We start from the raw sequence: 15,801 nt of genomic DNA on the forward strand, positions 1-15,801 counted from the left end.
CCCCCCCCCCCCCCCCCCCCCCCCCCCCCCCCCCCCCCCCCCCCCCCCCCCCCCCCCCCCCCCCCGCCCCCCCCCCCGCCCCCCCCCCCCCCCCCCCCCCCCCCCCCCCCCCCCCCCCCCCCCCCCCCCCCCCCGCCGGGGTGGATCAGGCCTGCGGCTGGCGCTGCCAGGCGAACGGGCCGAACGCGTTGGCGCCCGCCGGGTTGTTCGCGCTGGGCTTCACGGTCAGCTTGAGCCATTCGAGCGGAGTCGTGCTGCCGTGCACGACGATCCGGTGGAAGTTCGCCACGTCGTACCCGGGGTGCGCGGAGGACTCGTTCGCGCAGCTCACCTCGCCGGCAGCGGACTCGGTGACGCACGGAGCGCTCGGCGAGAGCGGGTTGTCGGACCGGTAGCCGTGCGAGTCACCGTTGATCAGCAGAACGGGCTTGGCGAACGCGGTGGTGTGCGACGCGATGCCTGCGACCAGCGGCTCGTAGTTGGTGAGATGGGCCGGGCTCTTGCCGTCGACGTCCCACATGTCAGCCTGCGTGGAAATGACGACCGAGGTGTCGCCGTTCTGGCGGGCCTGGGTGAACGCGTGGTCGAGCCAACGCAGGTCCGCGGCGGTGCGTTCCGAGGCCTCCTGCGTCTGCGCGGCGCTCGCCGTCGGCGCGCCGTACCAGACGTCGGCGTCGTTGTTCGAGCCGCCGGGGACGTTCAGCGTGACGAACAGCGTGCCCTTCCGCTCGAACAGGACGTTCTCGATGTACTTCGCGTCCGCCGGGAACGCCCGGTCGTACTCCTTGGCCTGGGACTGGACGTGCAGCTTGCCGCTGCCGAGGGTCTCCCCGGCCTTCGGGAAGAACAGCGACCGCACGAGCGCGAGGTTCGCGACCGGGTCGCCGCCGGCGTAGTCGACCGGCTGGCCGGTCGCCGGGTCGATCACATACTTGACCTTGCCGGTGGTCGGGTCGTAGGTGCCGCCGCCCTCGCCCGCCTTGTGGCAGTCGGTCCATTCGTTGTCACCCGGGGTGTAGACCAGCGGCACCTTGAACTGCTGCCACAGTCGCGCGACCGACTGGTCATACGGCGCGGTGCAGTACTGCTTGCCGGAGTGGATGTCGCCGACATGCACAGCCAGGTCGACCGCCGGGTCGGAGTTGATCGAGTCGATGAACCCCGGCGAGGCGAGCAGCTCGGCGTTGTCCGTCGGCGTGGTGCCGTACGGCGAGTCACCGTAGACGGCGAGCGTGAGCGCGCCCGGATCCGCCGGCGGACTGGCCGCGGCGGGTAGCGCGGGTAATGCCACGAGTGCGGCGGCGGCCGCCGCGGCGAACAGTGATCTACGCATCTGCAGGGAGGTCCTCTCTGTCCGACCCCCGTCGGACCTAGCGGAGGAACCTAGCCATCTCACAGCACCGTGACCTGGACTTCATCTGTCGCCCAGCTGTACGGAATCACAACCGCCCGCGTGCTCCGGGCCGACCGGACCCCGCGCGGAGCAGGGGTGTAAAGGGCCCCCGGTTACAGGTGGATGTCCGCGGGGAGTGCGGATGCCGAGTATTCGGTGACATCGCCGGAACCCGGCCCGGGAACTCCCGGCCGGTCCACGACGATCAGGCCCGCCGGTTGCCGGGACAACCACTCTGCGGGCTCCGCGGCCGGCGGCCCAGCCACTGCTCAGCGAGGAGGCATCACTGTGCGAGGGATAACGCGGCGTGTGCTGCGACCGGCGGCGTTGGTCGCGGCGATGACGTTGGGGGCGCTCGTGTTACTCACGGGAACGGGAAACGCGGCCGGCGGTGTCCCGGCCCGCGACCACGTCGTCGTCGTAGTCATGGAGAACCACTCCTACTCACAGATCATCGGCAGCTCCTCGGCCCCCTACCTCAACTCCCTCGCCGGGCAGGGCGCGAGCTTCAACCACTCGTCCGGAGTGACACACCCGAGCGAGCCGAACTACCTCGCCCTGTTCTCCGGCTCCACCCAGGGCATCACCGACGACTCCTGCCCGCACACCTTCTCCACCGCCAACCTGGGCCAGGAACTGATCGGCGCGGCGCGCACGTTCACCGGCTACTCGGAAAGCATGCCGTCCGACGGCTACACCGGCTGCACGAGCGGCAACTACGCGCGTAAGCACAACCCCTGGGTCAATTTCAGTAACGTTCCGTCCGCGGACAACCTGCGCTTCAGCCGGTTCCCGACCAACTACGCCACCCTGCCGACGGTGTCGTTCGTGGTCCCGAACCAGTGCAACGACATGCACAACTGCTCCATCGCGACCGGCGACACCTGGCTGAAGAACAACATCGACGCCTACGCCCAATGGGCGAAGACCCACAACAGCATCCTGGTTCTCACGTTCGACGAGGATGACAGCGGCCACAGCAACAACATCCCGACCATCATCGTGGGGTCCGGGGTGAAGACCGGCACCTTCACCGAGACCATCAACCACTACAACGTCCTGCGGACGATCGAGGACATGTACGCCCTGCCGTACGCCGGGAACAGCGCGACCGCCACCCCCATCACCGACATCTGGCAGTAGGCGCCGCGAGGCACGCGAAGACCGCTGCACTATCCGGTGGCCGCCGTCCTCGCCCCACCCGGCGGCGGCCACGGGAATTCACCGGCCTCGGGTGTAAGTAGCCTGATTCAGCGAGTGGCTCGTACCCGCCGTTCGATGTTCTGCCGATCGGGCGTGTGGCCGGTCTGCCAGACGGCGTGGGCGGCGGTCAGTCTGGTGGTGAGCTTGTCGAGGAGCGCGGCCTCGGCAGCGGGGGACTCGGTGTGCGCGGTGATCAGCTTGGTGTAGCGGACGGTGTCGACGATCGCGGACTTGACCCGCTCGTGGGCCAGATACGTCGCAAGGTCGGCGGTCCACGCGATGGCGGTGTCGGCGGGGACGGCGGCGCGCCAGACGGTGCGGGCCGTGTCGTCCTCGTCGGGCTGATAGGCCATCTTGTGGAGGTGGACGGCCAGATCGTAGACGGGGTCGCCCCAGAGGGCGAGTTCCCAGTCGAGGAAGTAGGTCACCCCGACATCGATGATCATATTCTTGCGGTGGATGTCGGTGTGCAGGAGGCGGAACGGTCTGGGGGAGAGGGTCTGCCAGCGTTCGAGCACGGCCTCGAAGGGGTCCGCGGGGACGCCGAGGGAAGCGAAGAGATCCGCGAACTCGTCGCGGAACCGTGCATGCACATCGATGGTGATGGCGCTGAGTCGGTGAGCGAACGCGCCCGTGTCACCGTCGGTGGGCCAGTCCGTGGGCAGCGTCGGTAGCTGCCCGAGGGGAACCTGACCGAGCTGGCGGAACAGTTCGCCGACATCGCGGACCACATGGTCCAACACCCGCTTCCCCCGTGGTGCCACCGTGTCGAGCACGTCGCCGGCGATGAACTCGACCACCTGGTAGGCGGGGTCCGCGTTGGCGTGGAGCAGCCGTGGCACCCGACCGACCACGGGATTGATCGCCTGAACGACGCCGGCCTCGGGCCAGATCCGCAGATCCATGGTGTCCGCGCCGGGGATCGGGATCCGGACGACAACCGGTCCCCGCGGGGTCTCGACCCGCACGTTGTGGTTGTAGAAGCCGGCGCTTCGGTCGGTCCGGGCCAGCGCCAGTCGGTAGATCTCGTCGGGATCGCTGCTCGTGGCCGCGGGAGCCCCGCCGCCGGGCAGGTCCGCGGACCCGGCGCGGGTCATCGGGCTGCCTCGCCAAGGCCGAGCAGGTCGCGGACGAAGACGCCGATACGGTCCGCCAGGTCGTCCAGTGTCGTGAGTGGCTGGATGGCGCGTTCGGCGCGCCGGCGGGCCTGTGTCACGTGTGCGTCCTCGATTCCCAGTTCCCGCAGCGCGATGGCGGCAGCAAGTATGAGAGTCGGGTACACCTCGGCGGCCTCCAACTCGCTCACCGCCCACCGTATGGACGTCCTGGCGAGGTCGAGCCGGCCGCGTTGGGCTTCCAGTACCGCCCGGTGTGCTGATGGTCGGGCAGTCATCCTGGGCGTGCTCTGCTGTAGCCAGACGCGGCTGGAAACTTTCTCAAAGTGGGCCGAGCTACTCGTACCTGAGGTCGGGGCTCTGAAATGCGGACACGGAACCCTGATCAGCCGCGGGCGAGATCTCGCGCGATGACCATGCGCTGGATCTGGTTGGTGCCTTCGAAGATTTGGAACACCTTGGCTTCGCGCATGTAGCGCTCGACGGGGTAATCCTTGGTGTAACCGGCGCCGCCGAGGACCTGGACGGCGTTTTCGGTGACGCGCATGGCGGCGTCGGTGGCGACGAGTTTGGCGATGCTGGCGGCGCGGGCGGCGGGGCGGCCGGTGTCGCGCAGGCGGGCGGCGGAGAGGGTGGTCGCGCGGGCGGAGTCGACGGCGGCGGCCATGTCGGCGAGCAGGAAGCCGAGGCCCTGGTGGTCGATGATGGCGCGGCCGAACGTCTGGCGTTCCCGGGCGTAGGCGACGGCGTCGTCGAGGGCGCGTTGGGCGAGGCCGACGGCGCAGGCGGCGATGCCGAGGCGGCCGGCATCCAGGGCGGACAGGGCGATCCGCAGGCCCGCGCCCTCGCCGCCCATGAGGCGGTCGGTGGGCACGAGAGCATGGTCGAAGACGAGCTGCGTGGTCGGGGAGGCGGTAAGGCCCATCTTGCGTTCCGGTGCGCCGATGATCAGGCCCTCGCTGTCGCCGTCGACCAGGAAACAGGAAATGCCGCCGCTGCGGTCGGCCGAGGTGCGCGCGAACACGGTGTAGTAGTCGGCGACACCGCCATGGGTCACCCACGCCTTCGTCCCGGCCAGCCGATAACCATCGGTGCCGACCGGTTCGCGCCGGGCGGTGGTCGTCAGGGCCGCCGGGTCGGAGCCGGCGTGCGGCTCGGACAGGCTGTAGGCGCCCAGCGGTACGCCCGACAGCAGCCGGGGGAGGAGCGCGTCGCGCTGCGCATCGCTGCCGTGGTGGGCCAGCGGGTAGCAGCTCAGGCTGTGCACGCTGACGCCGACGGCGACCGACGCCGACCGGTACGCGATCTCCTCCAGCACCTGGAGGTACACCTCGTAGGGCTGCCCGCCGCCGCCGAACCGTTCCGGGTAGGGCAGCGCGAGCAGCCCCGCAGCGCCCAGCGTCGCGAAGACCTCCCGGGGGAACCGCCCGTCGGCCTCGTCGGCGACGACGCGCGGCTCGATCTCCCGCTCGGCGATGGTGCGGGCGAGCTCGACGAGCGCCTCGGCCTCGGGCGTGGCAAGCAGCCGTTCGACCGGCACGGGCCACCTCCACATGTCACCCAGCACACCGCGTACGGGCACGGTACGACACACGGCGCCCGTGGGCTCAGCGGTTCGCGCCGCCCGTCGCCGGGCGCGCCGACGACGCCAGAGCCGGCCGTGGATGGCGGGAAGGGAGAAGGGGGGTGGAAGCCGCGCGTCACCGGGAACGGTGACGCGCGGCGCGTGGATCAGAGGTCGTGGACCTCGGCGAACGCGGCGGCCAGCCCCAGGCCGAGGTCGGGGTCGGCGGGGGCGAAGAAGCGGTCCACCTCGGCCTGGCTGACGTCGGCGAGCTGGGCGGGGGACCAGCGCGGGGCGCGGTCCTTGTCGACGAGGACGGCGCGGACGCCCTCGACCAGGTCGGGGGTGGACAGGGCGGCGTTCGCCATCCGGTACTCCTGGTCGAGCGCCTCCTCGAGGTTCTCGAACGTCACCGCGGCGCGCAGTGCCCGCAGGGTGGCGACCAGCGCGGTCGGGGACTGCGCGGAGATCTCCGTGCCGGCGTCGCGGGCGGCGGGCTTCACGCTGTGGATCAACCGGGTGACGATGCGGCCGAGGTCGTCGCCGCGGTAGAGGTCGTCGATCCAGCCGCGGTCGGCGGCGAGGCGCCCGGGCGGCGGCGCGAAGGCGCCGAGGTCGTAGCGGGCGATCGCGTCGGCCGGGTCCTCGGCGCCGCGCAGGACCTCGAGCAGCGCGGGGATCTCCGCGGCGGGCAGGTAGTGGTCGGCGAAGCCGGCGGTGATGGCGTCGGCGGCGCCGAAGCGGGCGCCGGTGAGGCCGAGGTGGGTGCCGAGTTCGCCGGGGGCGTGGGAGAGCAGCCAGGTGCCGCCGACGTCGGGGACGAAGCCGATGCCGACCTCGGGCATCGCGAGTACGGAGCGTTCCGTGACGATGCGGACGTCACCGTGGGCGGAGATGCCGACGCCGCCGCCCATCACGACGCCATCCATGATCGCGATGTAGGGCTTGGGGAAGCGGCGGATGCGTGCGTTGAGCCGGTACTCGGCGGCCCAGAACGCCAGCGCCCGCTCCGGCTCGTCGGCGAGGACCGCGGAGCGCACCGCCCGCATGTCACCGCCGGAGCACAGTCCGCGCGAACCGGCGCCGTCGAGGAGCACCGCGGTGACCCCCGGGTCGTCGGCCCAGTCCCGCAGCGTCTCGTCGAGAACGTCGACCATCGACGCGGTCAGGGCGTTGATCGCCCCGGGCCGGTTGAGGGTGATCCGGCCCAGGCGGCCGTGCGTGCCTTCGCGCCGGACGATGACCTCAGGGGTGGCCCCTGCCGTCGGGGGGAGGTCGGCGGGGGAGCTGTTCGGGGACGAGGACGCGGTCAACGGAGACATCGGCCAGTCCACCCTTCGGGTCGCGGCCCGCGGGATAGGGTCGGCGGCGCCGATCCGGGGCACGTGCGGATCCGTCCATCCTGCCCACTTCGTCGCCCACACGGTAGTGATGGGTCCGCGGATGGTCAGAGCACGTCCCTGCGCTCTGGGAAGTGGCAGGCGACCGGGTGTCCGGGTGTCCGGGTGTGTGCTCTCGCAGCGGTGGGGTTGAGTCGCCGATGAAATGACCTGACCATTTCGTGATAGCGCGTCAGCAAGGTCAAAAAATGCGTCACCGGCGAGCGCCCTGGTGCGAGATGTGCCCGGTGCGGCGAGGTCCGACCCCGACCAGAGGCCCGCCATGCCTTGCTGGTTATATGCGTCTGATGGCATACTGGGAGTGTGCGGGACGGACAGTGGGTGGCGTTGGCCGATCCGCGGCGGCGTCAGATGCTGGAGCTGCTGCGGGCGCGGCCGCACGCCGTGCACGAGATCGTCGATGCCCTCGGTCTGAGCCAGCCGGCGACCTCGAAGCATCTGCGGGTGCTGCGGGCGGCCGGGCTGGTGCGGGTCGAGGTCTCGGCGCAGCGGCGGCTCTACACGGTCGACCCCGCGCCGCTCGCCGAGCTTGACCGGTGGCTCGCGCCGTACCGGCGGCTGTGGAACCCGGCCCTGGACCGGCTCGGCGAGTACCTGGACACGGGCGAGTACCTGGACACGGGCGAGCATCCGGACACGGGCGAGCATCCGGACACCGTGGCCGACCCGGACGGACCCGGATCGGCCGGCTGAGCGCGAGGGAGACCTGGATGGACCTGGGCAGCCACATCGAGTTCGACGGCCGGCCGGCCGTGCGGTTCGAGCGCCACTACCCGCATCCGATCGAACGGGTGTGGCGAGCGGTCAGCGAACCGGGCGAGCTGGCCCGCTGGTTCCCCGGTGCGATGACGATCGAGCCGGCTTCGGGGGGCACCGTCTCCTTCTCCGGCGATCCGAACCTGACCGACTCGACCGGCCAGGTCCTGGCCTACGACCCGCCGCGGTACCTGGGGTTCACCTGGGGCGGCGACGAACTGCACCTCACGCTCGAACCCGTAGGGGTCACGGGCACACGACTCGTCTTGGCCAATGTGCTCGCGGATCTCGATGCCGCCGCGCGCAATGCCGCCGGCTGGGCGGTCTGCCTCGCTGAACTCGACCTGGTCCTCGCCGGCCGACCCGGCGACGGACCACACGGTCCCGCCGCCGTCGCACGTTGGCGACCGTCCTACGAGGCGCACCTCGCCGCCGGCCTACCCTGCGGAGCGCCCGTTCCCGACTCCGCGTAGCGGTGCCGCGACGGGGACCGTCGTCGGCGAGGAGTGCCGAGCTCCTCGAAGCCGGGTGGCACCCGCCGGGGCGCCAGCCCCGGCCAGGTGCGCCGCGGAACACTCGGATCTTGGTGCGCCGCGGAACACTCGGATCTTGGTGCGCCGCGGAACACTCGGATCTTGGTGCGCCGCGGAACTCTCGGCGGGGCTTCTCAGCGGGAGATGCGGACGTGGCGGCGGCTGCGGCGGTGGCTGGTGGCGGCGCCCGTCGTCGCCGAGGGGCGCAGACCGGTGAGCGGGTCCGCGTCGGCGACGGTCACCGGGGCCGGGGCCGGGTCGTCGTGGCCATCCTGGGCGGCGCGGCGTTCGGCGATGGTGAGGGTGCCGGGGCCCTCGACGAGGCCGTCGGGGACGTGGCGGGGCGGCGTCGGGCCCAGGGGGCGCGGCGGGCGCAGGCTCGTCCAGATCCGGTAGGTGCCGCGGTAGCCGTGGGTGAGGTGCAGGTGCCAGTCGAGGTCGCCACCGGTGGCGAAGGCGGCGGCGCAGCCGAGATCGGCGCGTGGGCACGGGTAGGCGATCGTCATGGTGGGCCCCCTCCGGCAGGCAGTCCCGCCGAGACCCGCCCTCGGGCCGTCGACCCGCTCCGACCAGGCGTAACGCGACGGAGTGCTGCAGTTCCGCTACGGCACTGTTTCACGCTAGGGCCCGTGGGCGCTCTTCGCATCTTCGGCAGGGCAGACTGGTCCCATGCCCAGCGTCCCGCCCGCGGCCTCTGCCCACCCGAGCCCGTCCGGACCTCTGCGTCTGCCGGTCACCAGCCCGGTGGCCGAGCGTGAGGTGGTCGAGCTGTGTCGGGACCTGCTGCGCTTCGAGTCGGTGAACCGTGGCGACGGAGACGGCCATGAGCGTCCGGCCGCCGAGTACGTCGCCGGGAAGCTCGCCGAGGTCGGCATCGAGCCGACGCTGCTGGAGTCGGCGCCGGGGCGGACCAGCGTCATCGCCAGGATCGAGGGCCGGGACCCGTCGCGCCCGCCTCTGCTGATTCACTCCCACCTCGATGTCGTGCCCGCGGACGCCAGCCAGTGGCGGGTCGGGCCGTTCTCCGGGGAGGAGGTGGACGGCTGCCTGTGGGGTCGGGGCGCCGTGGACATGAAGGACATGGTCGCGATGACCTTGGCGGTCGTGCGGGACATCGTCCGTTCGGGCCGGCGGCCACCGCGTGATCTTGTCGTCGCGTTCCTCGCCGACGAGGAGGCCGGCGGGGTGCTCGGTGCCCGGTGGCTGGTCGAGAACCACCGTGACCACTTCGCTGACTGCACCGAGGCGATCGGGGAGGTCGGCGGCTTTTCCTACACGGTGTCCGATGATCTGCGGCTCTACCTGATCGAGACGGCCGAGAAGGGGCTGGCCTGGATGCGGCTGACGGCGACGGGCCGGGCCGGGCACGGGTCGATGATCAGCGACGACAACGCGGTGACGGCGTTGTGCGAGGCGGTGGCGCGGCTGGGCCGCCACGAGTTCCCGCTGGTTCTCACGCCGACGGTGCGGGTGTTCCTGGGTGAGCTGGGCGAGGCGCTCGGCGTCGAGTTCGACCTCGATGACCTGCAGAGCACGGTGTCCAAGCTCGGCCCGATCGCCCGGATGATCGGCGCGACGCTGCGCAACACCGTCAATCCGACGGCGCTGCGTGCCGGCGAGAAGGTGAACGTCATCCCGGGGCAGGCCAGCGCGCTGGTCGATGGCCGCTACCTGCCGGGCCAAGAGGAGGAGTTCAACCGTCAGCTCGACGAGATCCTCGGGCCGGACATCCACCGGGAGTGGATCGTCAACGACGCCGCCGTGGAGACGAGCTTCGATGGCGACCTCGTCGCGGCGATGGCCGCCGCGCTGCGGGCCGAGGATCCGATCGCCCACCCGGTGCCGTACATGCTCTCCGGGGGGACCGACGCGAAGTCGTTCTCGCGGCTGGGGATCCGCTGCTTCGGTTTCTCGCCGTTGCTGCTGCCCGCGGACCTCGACTTCGCCGGCATGTTCCACGGGGTGGACGAGCGCGTGCCGGTCGAGTCGCTCCGCTTCGGCGTGCGGGTGCTGGACCGGTTCCTGCAGTCCTGCTGAGGCCCCGCCCGCGGCTGCGGTGGCGTGGAGTGCGCGTAGCGGCGCTGACATTTACACTACGGCTGGTAGTAGAAAATTGCGGCGCCAGCCTTCATCGGGGCCGGGTGGCTGTCCCGGTGTGACCCTTGGCCTGTGGTCGCGCCGCCAGGGCGAGCACCCGTGGTGAAGGTCGGCGTCACCGCACGTCGCTGACGGCGACCACGCCCCACGTCGATCAAGATCGGCGGACTGGTCTCCAAGACGAGCCCGACGGGCGTGGCGTTCGGCGACGCCGACGTGGGCGCGAAGGTCCGGTTCGCGCGCGCCAACGACGAGGGCGGCGTGAACGGGCGCAAGATTGACTACATCGGCTCGCGGGACGACGGCACCGAGCCGGGCCGCACGGCCGATCAGGCCCGGGCGATCGTCGAGAAGGACCAGGTCTTCGTGGCGTCGCCGGTCACGGTCATGAACGGCAACTACAACGACGCGTTCTGCAACGCGGGCCTGCCGTTCTTCGGCTGGGGCAACAACACCGGCTTCTGCGGCAACGCGCTCGGTTTCAGCATCAACGGCTGCCAGGCGCCCAAGCCCGGCCAGCAGCGCACCGTCGACACCGGCGGCTCGGTCGGCGTGGCGCCGCTGCTGCCCGCCGGCGCGGCGAAGACCGTCGGTGTGGTCGGCGTGGACAACGAGGCGGCCAAGCAGGGCCTCACCACTGTCTCCCAGGGCTTCCAGTCGGCCGGCTTCAAGGTCGTCTACAACAAGTCGCCGATCCCGGTGTCCGGCCTGACCGACGCGACACCCGTCATCAACGCGATCCTGAAGTCCGATGGCGGCAGGGCGCCGTCTGTGATCTTCATGGTCGCGGCGGTGGGTGACTCGACGAAGGTCGCGAGCGCGCTGAAGGCCGCCGGGTACAAGGGCGTCATCATGACCCCGATCTACGACCCGCGCCTGAGTGGCGTGAAGGAGCTCGACGACACCTACGCGCTGCTGCAGTGGGCGCCGGGCTTCGCCACGAACGTTCCGGCGGTCGCCACTATGGCCAAGGACTTCCAGAAATACGCCCCGGGCGCGCCGCTGAGCCTCACTGCTGTCGCCGGGTACCTCTCGGCCGAGTTCACCGTGGACGCCCTGACGAAGACCGGTCCGAACCTGACCGTCAGCTCGTTCCTGAAGACGCTCAACGGCGGCGGCTACACGTACTACCGGCCCGGCCTGGTGGCCGAGTCCCGCTGGCCGCTGAACCACGTCACGTCCGTGCCGTGTGCGACGATCGCGCACCTGAAGGACGGCAAGTGGAGCGCGCCCCCGCTGGTCTGCGGGGTCGTCACGAAGGCCGGCTAGCACGAAGGTCGGCTGGGAAGAACCAGCTAGGACGACTGTGGGCTGGCCCCCGAAGGGGTCAGCCCACAGTCGTTGGTGGTCCGCTCTCAGGCGGGAATGATCCGCACCGGCATCGCGGTGACGCCGTTGACGAAGTTGGACCGCAGCCGGCTCGGCGGCGCGGTCAGCTCGACCCGGGCGACCTTCGCCGCGAGCGTGCGGAACATCAGCTCGATCTCCAGGCCGGCCAGGTGCGCGCCGAGGCAGAAGTGCGGCCCGCCGCCGCCGAAGCCGACGTGCGGGTTGGGGGTGCGGCCGATGTCGAACGTGTACGGATCGACGAACACCGTCTCGTCGTAGTTCGCCGACGCGTAGAAGATGACGACCTTGTCGTTCTCCCTGATGAGCTGGCCGCCGAGCTCCACGTCGCGGGTGGCGGTGCGGCGAAAGCCGTTGACCGGGCTGACCCAGCGGACGATCTCGTCGGCGGCCGTCGGGGCGAGGTCGGGGTCGGCGCGCAGCCGCTCCCACTGGTCCGGGTTCTCGATCATGGCCAGCATGCCGCCGGAGATGGCGTTGCGGGTGGTCTCGTTGCCGGCGAAGATCAACAAGATGAAGAACAGGTCGAATTCGAGCTCGGACAGCGACTGCCCGTCCTCGTCCTCGGCGATCAACCGGCTGACGATGTCATCCCCCGGGTGGGCGCGCTTGGCGACGGCGAGGTCGTTGGCGTACTGGTACGCCTCGAACACGGCGGTCTCAGCCTCGTTGTCCGCGGCCCGCCCGCTGGTGGCGGTGGCCATCGCGTTGGACCAGTCGAACAGCTTGTAGCGGTCCTCGGCGGGCACGCCCATCAGTTCGGCGATGACGAGCAGCGGCAGGTCGGCCGAGCACAGCGTGACGAAGTCACCGGACCCGGTGGCCACCGCCTTGTCGACGATGGTCTCGCAGGCGGTCCGCAGGTGCTCGCGCATCCGGCGGATCATGCGCGGGGTGAAGCCGCGGCTGACCAGGGCGCGCAGCCGGCTGTGTTCCGGCGGGTCCATGTTCAGCATCATCAGCCGCTGCTGGACCCGCTGCTCCTCGGCCATCTCGCTGAGGATCGCGGTACAACGGTGGGAGGAGAACACCTCCGGGGTGCGGGAGACGCGGGTGACGTCCGCGTGGCGGGTGACCGCCCAGAAGCCCTCGGGTCGCTCGAAGTCGGCGTGGTGAAACACCGGTGCCTGCGTCCGCAGGGCCTGGAAACGCTGATGCGGGATGCCCGTCTCGTAGATGGCGGGGTCGTAGACATCGATCGTTTCGAGCGACAAGGGGGTCCTCCGAACGGCCCGGCGGCGATGCCGGCATCTTTACAGTTCTGACATCGACTGACAAGTATGGTGGCCGCCCCCGGCGCCGGAAGGAATCCTTCCCGGCGTCCGGCGTCCGGCGTCCGGCGGCCAGGTCCGAGGTGGGAGTCGAGTGAGTACAGAGATCATTGAGGCCGGCGGCGGCGAGGCCTGGATCGGCACGGCGGCGCAGATCGTCGACGATCCCGCGGAGATCACCGTCGGCTGGCTCGCCGCCGCCCTGCGCGCCGGCGGTGTCGACGCCGACGTCGTCGGCCTGCGCTACGAGCGCATCGGCACCGGCCAGGTCGGCGCCAACTTCCGGGTCCACCTGGAATACGCCGACCCGGCGGCCGCCGCGCGCCGCGACGCCCCCGCCACCGTCGTGGTGAAGATGGCCGCGGGCGAGCCCGCCGAGCGCAAGGTCGTCAGCCCCGGCTACCGCGCCGAGGTCGGCTTCTACGCCCGCCTCGCCGCCACCGCCCACATCCGCACCCCGCGCTGCTGGCAGGCCGCGATCTCGGCGGACCACCGCAGCTTCACCCTGGTGCTCGAGGACGCGGCCCCCGCCGAGCCGGGCAGCCAGGAGGCCGGCTGCGACGCCCGGCAGGCCGCCGACGCGGTGCGCAACCTCGCCGGTCTGCACGCGCCGTTCTGGAACAGCACGGCTCTCGACGCCGAATCGTCCTGGCTCTCGCCTGGCGGGGACGAGGAGGCGGATTTTCTCGGCGGGTTGCTCGTCAACGCCACGGTCGGCTTCGTCGAGCGGCTCGGCTCCCTGCTGACCGACGAGGACACCGCGACGCTGCACGCGTCGGCGGCGCTGACCAGCCGCTGGCGGCGCTCGACCCGCGCGCCGTTCTCGCTGCTGCACGGTGACTACCGGTTGGACAACCTGCTGTTCCCGCCAGACGGTCCGGGCGTGCTGGCCGTCGACTGGCAGACCCTCAGCATCGGCCTGCCGGGGCGGGACCTGGCCTACTTCCTGTCGACGGCGCTGCCCCCGACGCTGCGCCGGGAGCAGGAGGCCAGCCTCGTCGCGGCCTACCACGAGCGGCTGGTCGAACTCGGGGTCAGCGACTACTCCACCGAGGACTGCTTCCTCGACTACCGCCGGGGCATGCTGCAGGGCCCGCTGATCACGGTGCTCGGGTGCATGTTCGCGACCGCGCAGCGCACCGACACCGCGGACCGGATGTTCGTGTCGATGGCGCACGGCGCCTGCGCCGCGATCCGCGACCTGGACACGCTCGGCCTCCTCGCGGCGTCCTAGCGCCGGTCGCCCGCCGGGCGGTTGCCCCCCCCGCGCCCCCCGCGGGCGCGCGCCCACGGCCATCGGCGCGTCCCCGACGCGAAGGCAGACCCGGCAGGCAACCGCGCAACGGCGAGAAAGGACGGTGTGACGTGCCCGATCCGGACGATGATCCCGCCGAGAACGACCCGTCCGCCGAGGGCCCACCTGCGGGTGATGACACCCCGCACCTCACAGGCGGCCCACAGGATCGGCACACGGGTGGCACAGGTCGCGAACCGAGAGTGAGTGGCATGACGACGTGGATGCCATCCCAGGCGACCGGTACCCCCGCGCCGGCTCCCGCCCCCGCGCAGCGCGTTGCCGGGCAGCGGGCGCTGGTCAGCACAGGCACAGCGACGCTGGCGGACGGCGGCCATCCCAGCCCCGTCCTGGATGTCGTCGTCCCGGTCCACAACGAGGAGAACGACCTCGGCCCGTGTGTACGGCGGCTGCACGCGCACCTGCGGGACACCTTTCCCTACCCGTTCCAGATCACGGTCGCGGACAACGCCAGCACCGACGACACCCTTGGCATCGCCTTGGCGCTGGAGGAGGAACTGGCGGGCGTGCGGGTGGTGCACCTGGACGCGAAGGGCCGCGGCCGGGCGCTGCGGGCCGCGTGGAGCATGTCGTCGGCGCCGGTGCTGGCGTACATGGACGTCGACCTGTCGACCGATCTCGCCGCACTGCTGCCGCTGGTAGCGCCGCTGATCACCGGGCATTCGGACCTGGCGATCGGTACCCGGCTCGCGCGGGCCTCCCGGGTGGTGCGTGGGCCGCGCCGGGAGGTCATCTCCCGCTGCTACAACATGATCCTTCGGGGGACGCTGTCCGCCCGGTTCTCCGACGCGCAGTGCGGGTTCAAGGCGATCCGCGCGGAGGCGGCGGCGGCGCTGCTCCCGCTGGTCGAGGACACCGGCTGGTTCTTCGACACGGAGCTGCTCGTCCTCGCGGAACGGGCCGGGATGCGCATCCACGAGGTGCCGGTCGACTGGGTCGACGACCCGGACAGCCGCGTCGACGTGGTCGCGACGGCGGTCGCGGACCTCAAAGGCGTCGCCCGGCTGCTGCGGGCGCTGGGTTCGGGCGCGCTGCCGGTCGCCGACCTGCGCCGCGAGTTCGGCCGGGGACCGCTGACCGCGGCGGCCGGCTCCGCACTCGCCGGCGACGGGCAAAGTTGGTCGACGGGTTCAGCGAGATCGGAAGGCGGCGTGCAGGTGCCGGGAGTGCCCCGCGGGCTGCCGAGGCAGCTCCTGCGCTTCGGCGCCATCGGCGTTGCGAGCACGCTGGCGTACCTGGTGCTGTTCGTGCTGCTGCGGTCGTTCACCGGCGCGCAGGTGGCGAACCTGCTGGCACTGCTGATCACCGCGGTGGCGAACACGGCGGCGAACCGCCGGTTGACGTTCGGCCTCACCGGCCCCGAGCAGGCCGGCCGGCATCACCTGCAGGGCCTCGTGGTCTTCGCGATCGGCCTCGCGCTGACCAGCGGTTCGCTGTCCGCACTGCACGCGGGCAGCGCCCACCCCAGCCGCGGCCTGGAGGTGACGGTCCTGGTGCTGGCGAACCTGCTGTCCACCGTCATCCGCTTCCTGCTGCTACGCGCCTGGGTCTTCCGCTCCACCCGCACCGTCGGCGAGACATCCTGACCCAGCCGATCAGGCCGGCCCGCCCACGCGTTCCCGGGGCGGGCCGGTCCCTGTTCTGGCCGGAGTGCGCCGCGGAACACCATGATCACGATAGTTGATGGTTGGACCACCCCACAGCGGACCTCGGGTGGCCGAAAATTGTCAGTGGCGAGTGAAAGGATCACCTCGTCCCGTTGATCTTCTCACCCCTGGCCCGGTGATGATGTCCGCAACCTTGCTGC

Annotated in this window: 14 protein-coding genes and 1 pseudogene; 8 read left to right on the forward strand and 7 right to left on the reverse strand. The window is 71.2% G+C overall.

Annotated elements, in window-relative coordinates; all coding sequences use genetic code 11:
* Positions 1-234: pseudogene (locus MXD58_RS07405) on the forward strand (hypothetical protein); the annotation flags it as partial.
* On the opposite strand, the gene MXD58_RS07410 reads toward MXD58_RS07405, so the two are convergent.
* Positions 146-1,333 (reverse strand): hypothetical protein, encoded by a 1,188-nt coding sequence (locus tag MXD58_RS07410; protein WP_248839516.1) that lies wholly within the window; start codon positions 1,331-1,333, stop codon positions 146-148. The pseudogene MXD58_RS07405 and the gene MXD58_RS07410 overlap by 89 nt on opposite strands.
* Positions 1,334-1,702: 369 nt before the next feature.
* Between MXD58_RS07410 and MXD58_RS07415 the strand changes: the two genes are divergently transcribed.
* Positions 1,703-2,536 carry an alkaline phosphatase family protein gene (locus MXD58_RS07415; RefSeq protein ID WP_248839515.1) on the forward strand — a complete coding sequence of 278 codons (834 nt, stop codon included), beginning with the start codon at positions 1,703-1,705 and terminating at the stop codon, positions 2,534-2,536.
* Between the two features lie 107 nt (positions 2,537-2,643).
* Here MXD58_RS07415 and MXD58_RS07420 read toward each other — a convergent pair whose 3' ends face one another.
* From MXD58_RS07420 to MXD58_RS07435, 4 genes are all read right to left on the reverse strand, one after another.
* Entirely contained in the window at positions 2,644-3,693 is a 1,050-nt protein-coding gene (locus MXD58_RS07420) for a phosphotransferase family protein (RefSeq protein WP_248839514.1), read from the reverse strand.
* Complete coding sequence (locus MXD58_RS07425; RefSeq protein WP_248839513.1) at positions 3,690-3,902, reverse strand: hypothetical protein; 213 nt, start codon at positions 3,900-3,902, stop codon at positions 3,690-3,692. Before MXD58_RS07425 ends, MXD58_RS07420 begins: the two co-directional genes overlap by 4 nt.
* Before the next feature lie 194 nt (positions 3,903-4,096).
* Positions 4,097-5,251 (reverse strand): acyl-CoA dehydrogenase family protein, encoded by a 1,155-nt coding sequence (locus tag MXD58_RS07430; RefSeq protein ID WP_248839512.1) that lies wholly within the window; start codon positions 5,249-5,251, stop codon positions 4,097-4,099.
* Between the two features lie 191 nt (positions 5,252-5,442).
* Positions 5,443-6,597: an enoyl-CoA hydratase/isomerase family protein gene (locus MXD58_RS07435; protein WP_248841472.1), complete on the reverse strand. Its 1,155-nt coding sequence runs from the start codon at positions 6,595-6,597 to the stop codon at positions 5,443-5,445.
* 399 nt (positions 6,598-6,996) lie between these two features.
* Between MXD58_RS07435 and MXD58_RS07440 the strand changes: the two genes are divergently transcribed.
* A complete protein-coding gene (locus tag MXD58_RS07440) occupies positions 6,997-7,368 on the forward strand; it encodes an ArsR/SmtB family transcription factor (RefSeq protein ID WP_250609140.1) in 372 nt (123 codons plus the stop codon).
* Positions 7,369-7,385: 17 nt separating this feature from the next.
* On the forward strand, positions 7,386-7,904 hold the full coding sequence (locus tag MXD58_RS07445) for an SRPBCC family protein (RefSeq protein WP_248841474.1): 519 nt from the start codon (positions 7,386-7,388) through the stop codon (positions 7,902-7,904).
* A 194-nt stretch (positions 7,905-8,098) separates the two neighbouring features.
* On the opposite strand, the gene MXD58_RS07450 is transcribed toward MXD58_RS07445, so the two are convergent.
* A complete protein-coding gene (locus MXD58_RS07450) occupies positions 8,099-8,470 on the reverse strand; it encodes a hypothetical protein (protein WP_248840342.1) in 372 nt (123 codons plus the stop codon).
* A 163-nt stretch (positions 8,471-8,633) separates the two neighbouring features.
* On the opposite strand from MXD58_RS07450, the gene MXD58_RS07455 reads away from it, so the two are divergent.
* Together MXD58_RS07455 and MXD58_RS07460 are read left to right on the forward strand one after the other, a co-directional pair.
* On the forward strand, positions 8,634-10,001 hold the full coding sequence (locus MXD58_RS07455; protein WP_248840341.1) for a M20/M25/M40 family metallo-hydrolase: 1,368 nt from the start codon (positions 8,634-8,636) through the stop codon (positions 9,999-10,001).
* 219 nt (positions 10,002-10,220) lie between these two features.
* On the forward strand, positions 10,221-11,330 hold the full coding sequence (locus MXD58_RS07460) for an ABC transporter substrate-binding protein (protein WP_308301925.1): 1,110 nt from the start codon (positions 10,221-10,223) through the stop codon (positions 11,328-11,330).
* Positions 11,331-11,416: 86 nt separating this feature from the next.
* On the opposite strand, the gene MXD58_RS07465 is transcribed toward MXD58_RS07460, so the two are convergent.
* A complete protein-coding gene (locus tag MXD58_RS07465) occupies positions 11,417-12,622 on the reverse strand; it encodes a cytochrome P450 (protein WP_248840339.1) in 1,206 nt (401 codons plus the stop codon).
* 151 nt (positions 12,623-12,773) lie between these two features.
* On the opposite strand from MXD58_RS07465, the gene MXD58_RS07470 reads away from it, so the two are divergent.
* Complete coding sequence (locus MXD58_RS07470; protein ID WP_248840338.1) at positions 12,774-13,913, forward strand: phosphotransferase; 1,140 nt, start codon at positions 12,774-12,776, stop codon at positions 13,911-13,913.
* A gap of 284 nt (positions 13,914-14,197) precedes the next feature.
* Complete coding sequence (locus tag MXD58_RS07475; protein ID WP_248841281.1) at positions 14,198-15,580, forward strand: bifunctional glycosyltransferase family 2/GtrA family protein; 1,383 nt, start codon at positions 14,198-14,200, stop codon at positions 15,578-15,580.
* Positions 15,581-15,801 lie beyond the last annotated feature (221 nt).

The organism is Frankia sp. AgKG'84/4 (assembly GCF_023242965.2).
Classification (GTDB): Bacteria; Actinomycetota; Actinomycetes; order Frankiales; family Frankiaceae; genus Frankia.

Bases quoted from the DNA above. Each gene is read 5' to 3' on its own strand.
- MXD58_RS07450 (WP_248840342.1), bottom strand. From the start codon at position 8,470: ATGACGATCGCCTACCCGTGCCCACGCGCCGATCTCGGCTGCGCCGCC.
- MXD58_RS07445 (WP_248841474.1), top strand. From the start codon at position 7,386: ATGGACCTGGGCAGCCACATCGAGTTCGACGGCCGGCCGGCCGTGCGG.
- MXD58_RS07410 (WP_248839516.1), bottom strand. From the start codon at position 1,333: ATGCGTAGATCACTGTTCGCCGCGGCGGCCGCCGCCGCACTCGTGGCA.
- MXD58_RS07435 (WP_248841472.1), bottom strand. From the start codon at position 6,597: ATGTCTCCGTTGACCGCGTCCTCGTCCCCGAACAGCTCCCCCGCCGAC.
- MXD58_RS07475 (WP_248841281.1), top strand. From the start codon at position 14,198: ATGCCATCCCAGGCGACCGGTACCCCCGCGCCGGCTCCCGCCCCCGCG.
- MXD58_RS07420 (WP_248839514.1), bottom strand. From the start codon at position 3,693: ATGACCCGCGCCGGGTCCGCGGACCTGCCCGGCGGCGGGGCTCCCGCG.
- MXD58_RS07455 (WP_248840341.1), top strand. From the start codon at position 8,634: ATGCCCAGCGTCCCGCCCGCGGCCTCTGCCCACCCGAGCCCGTCCGGA.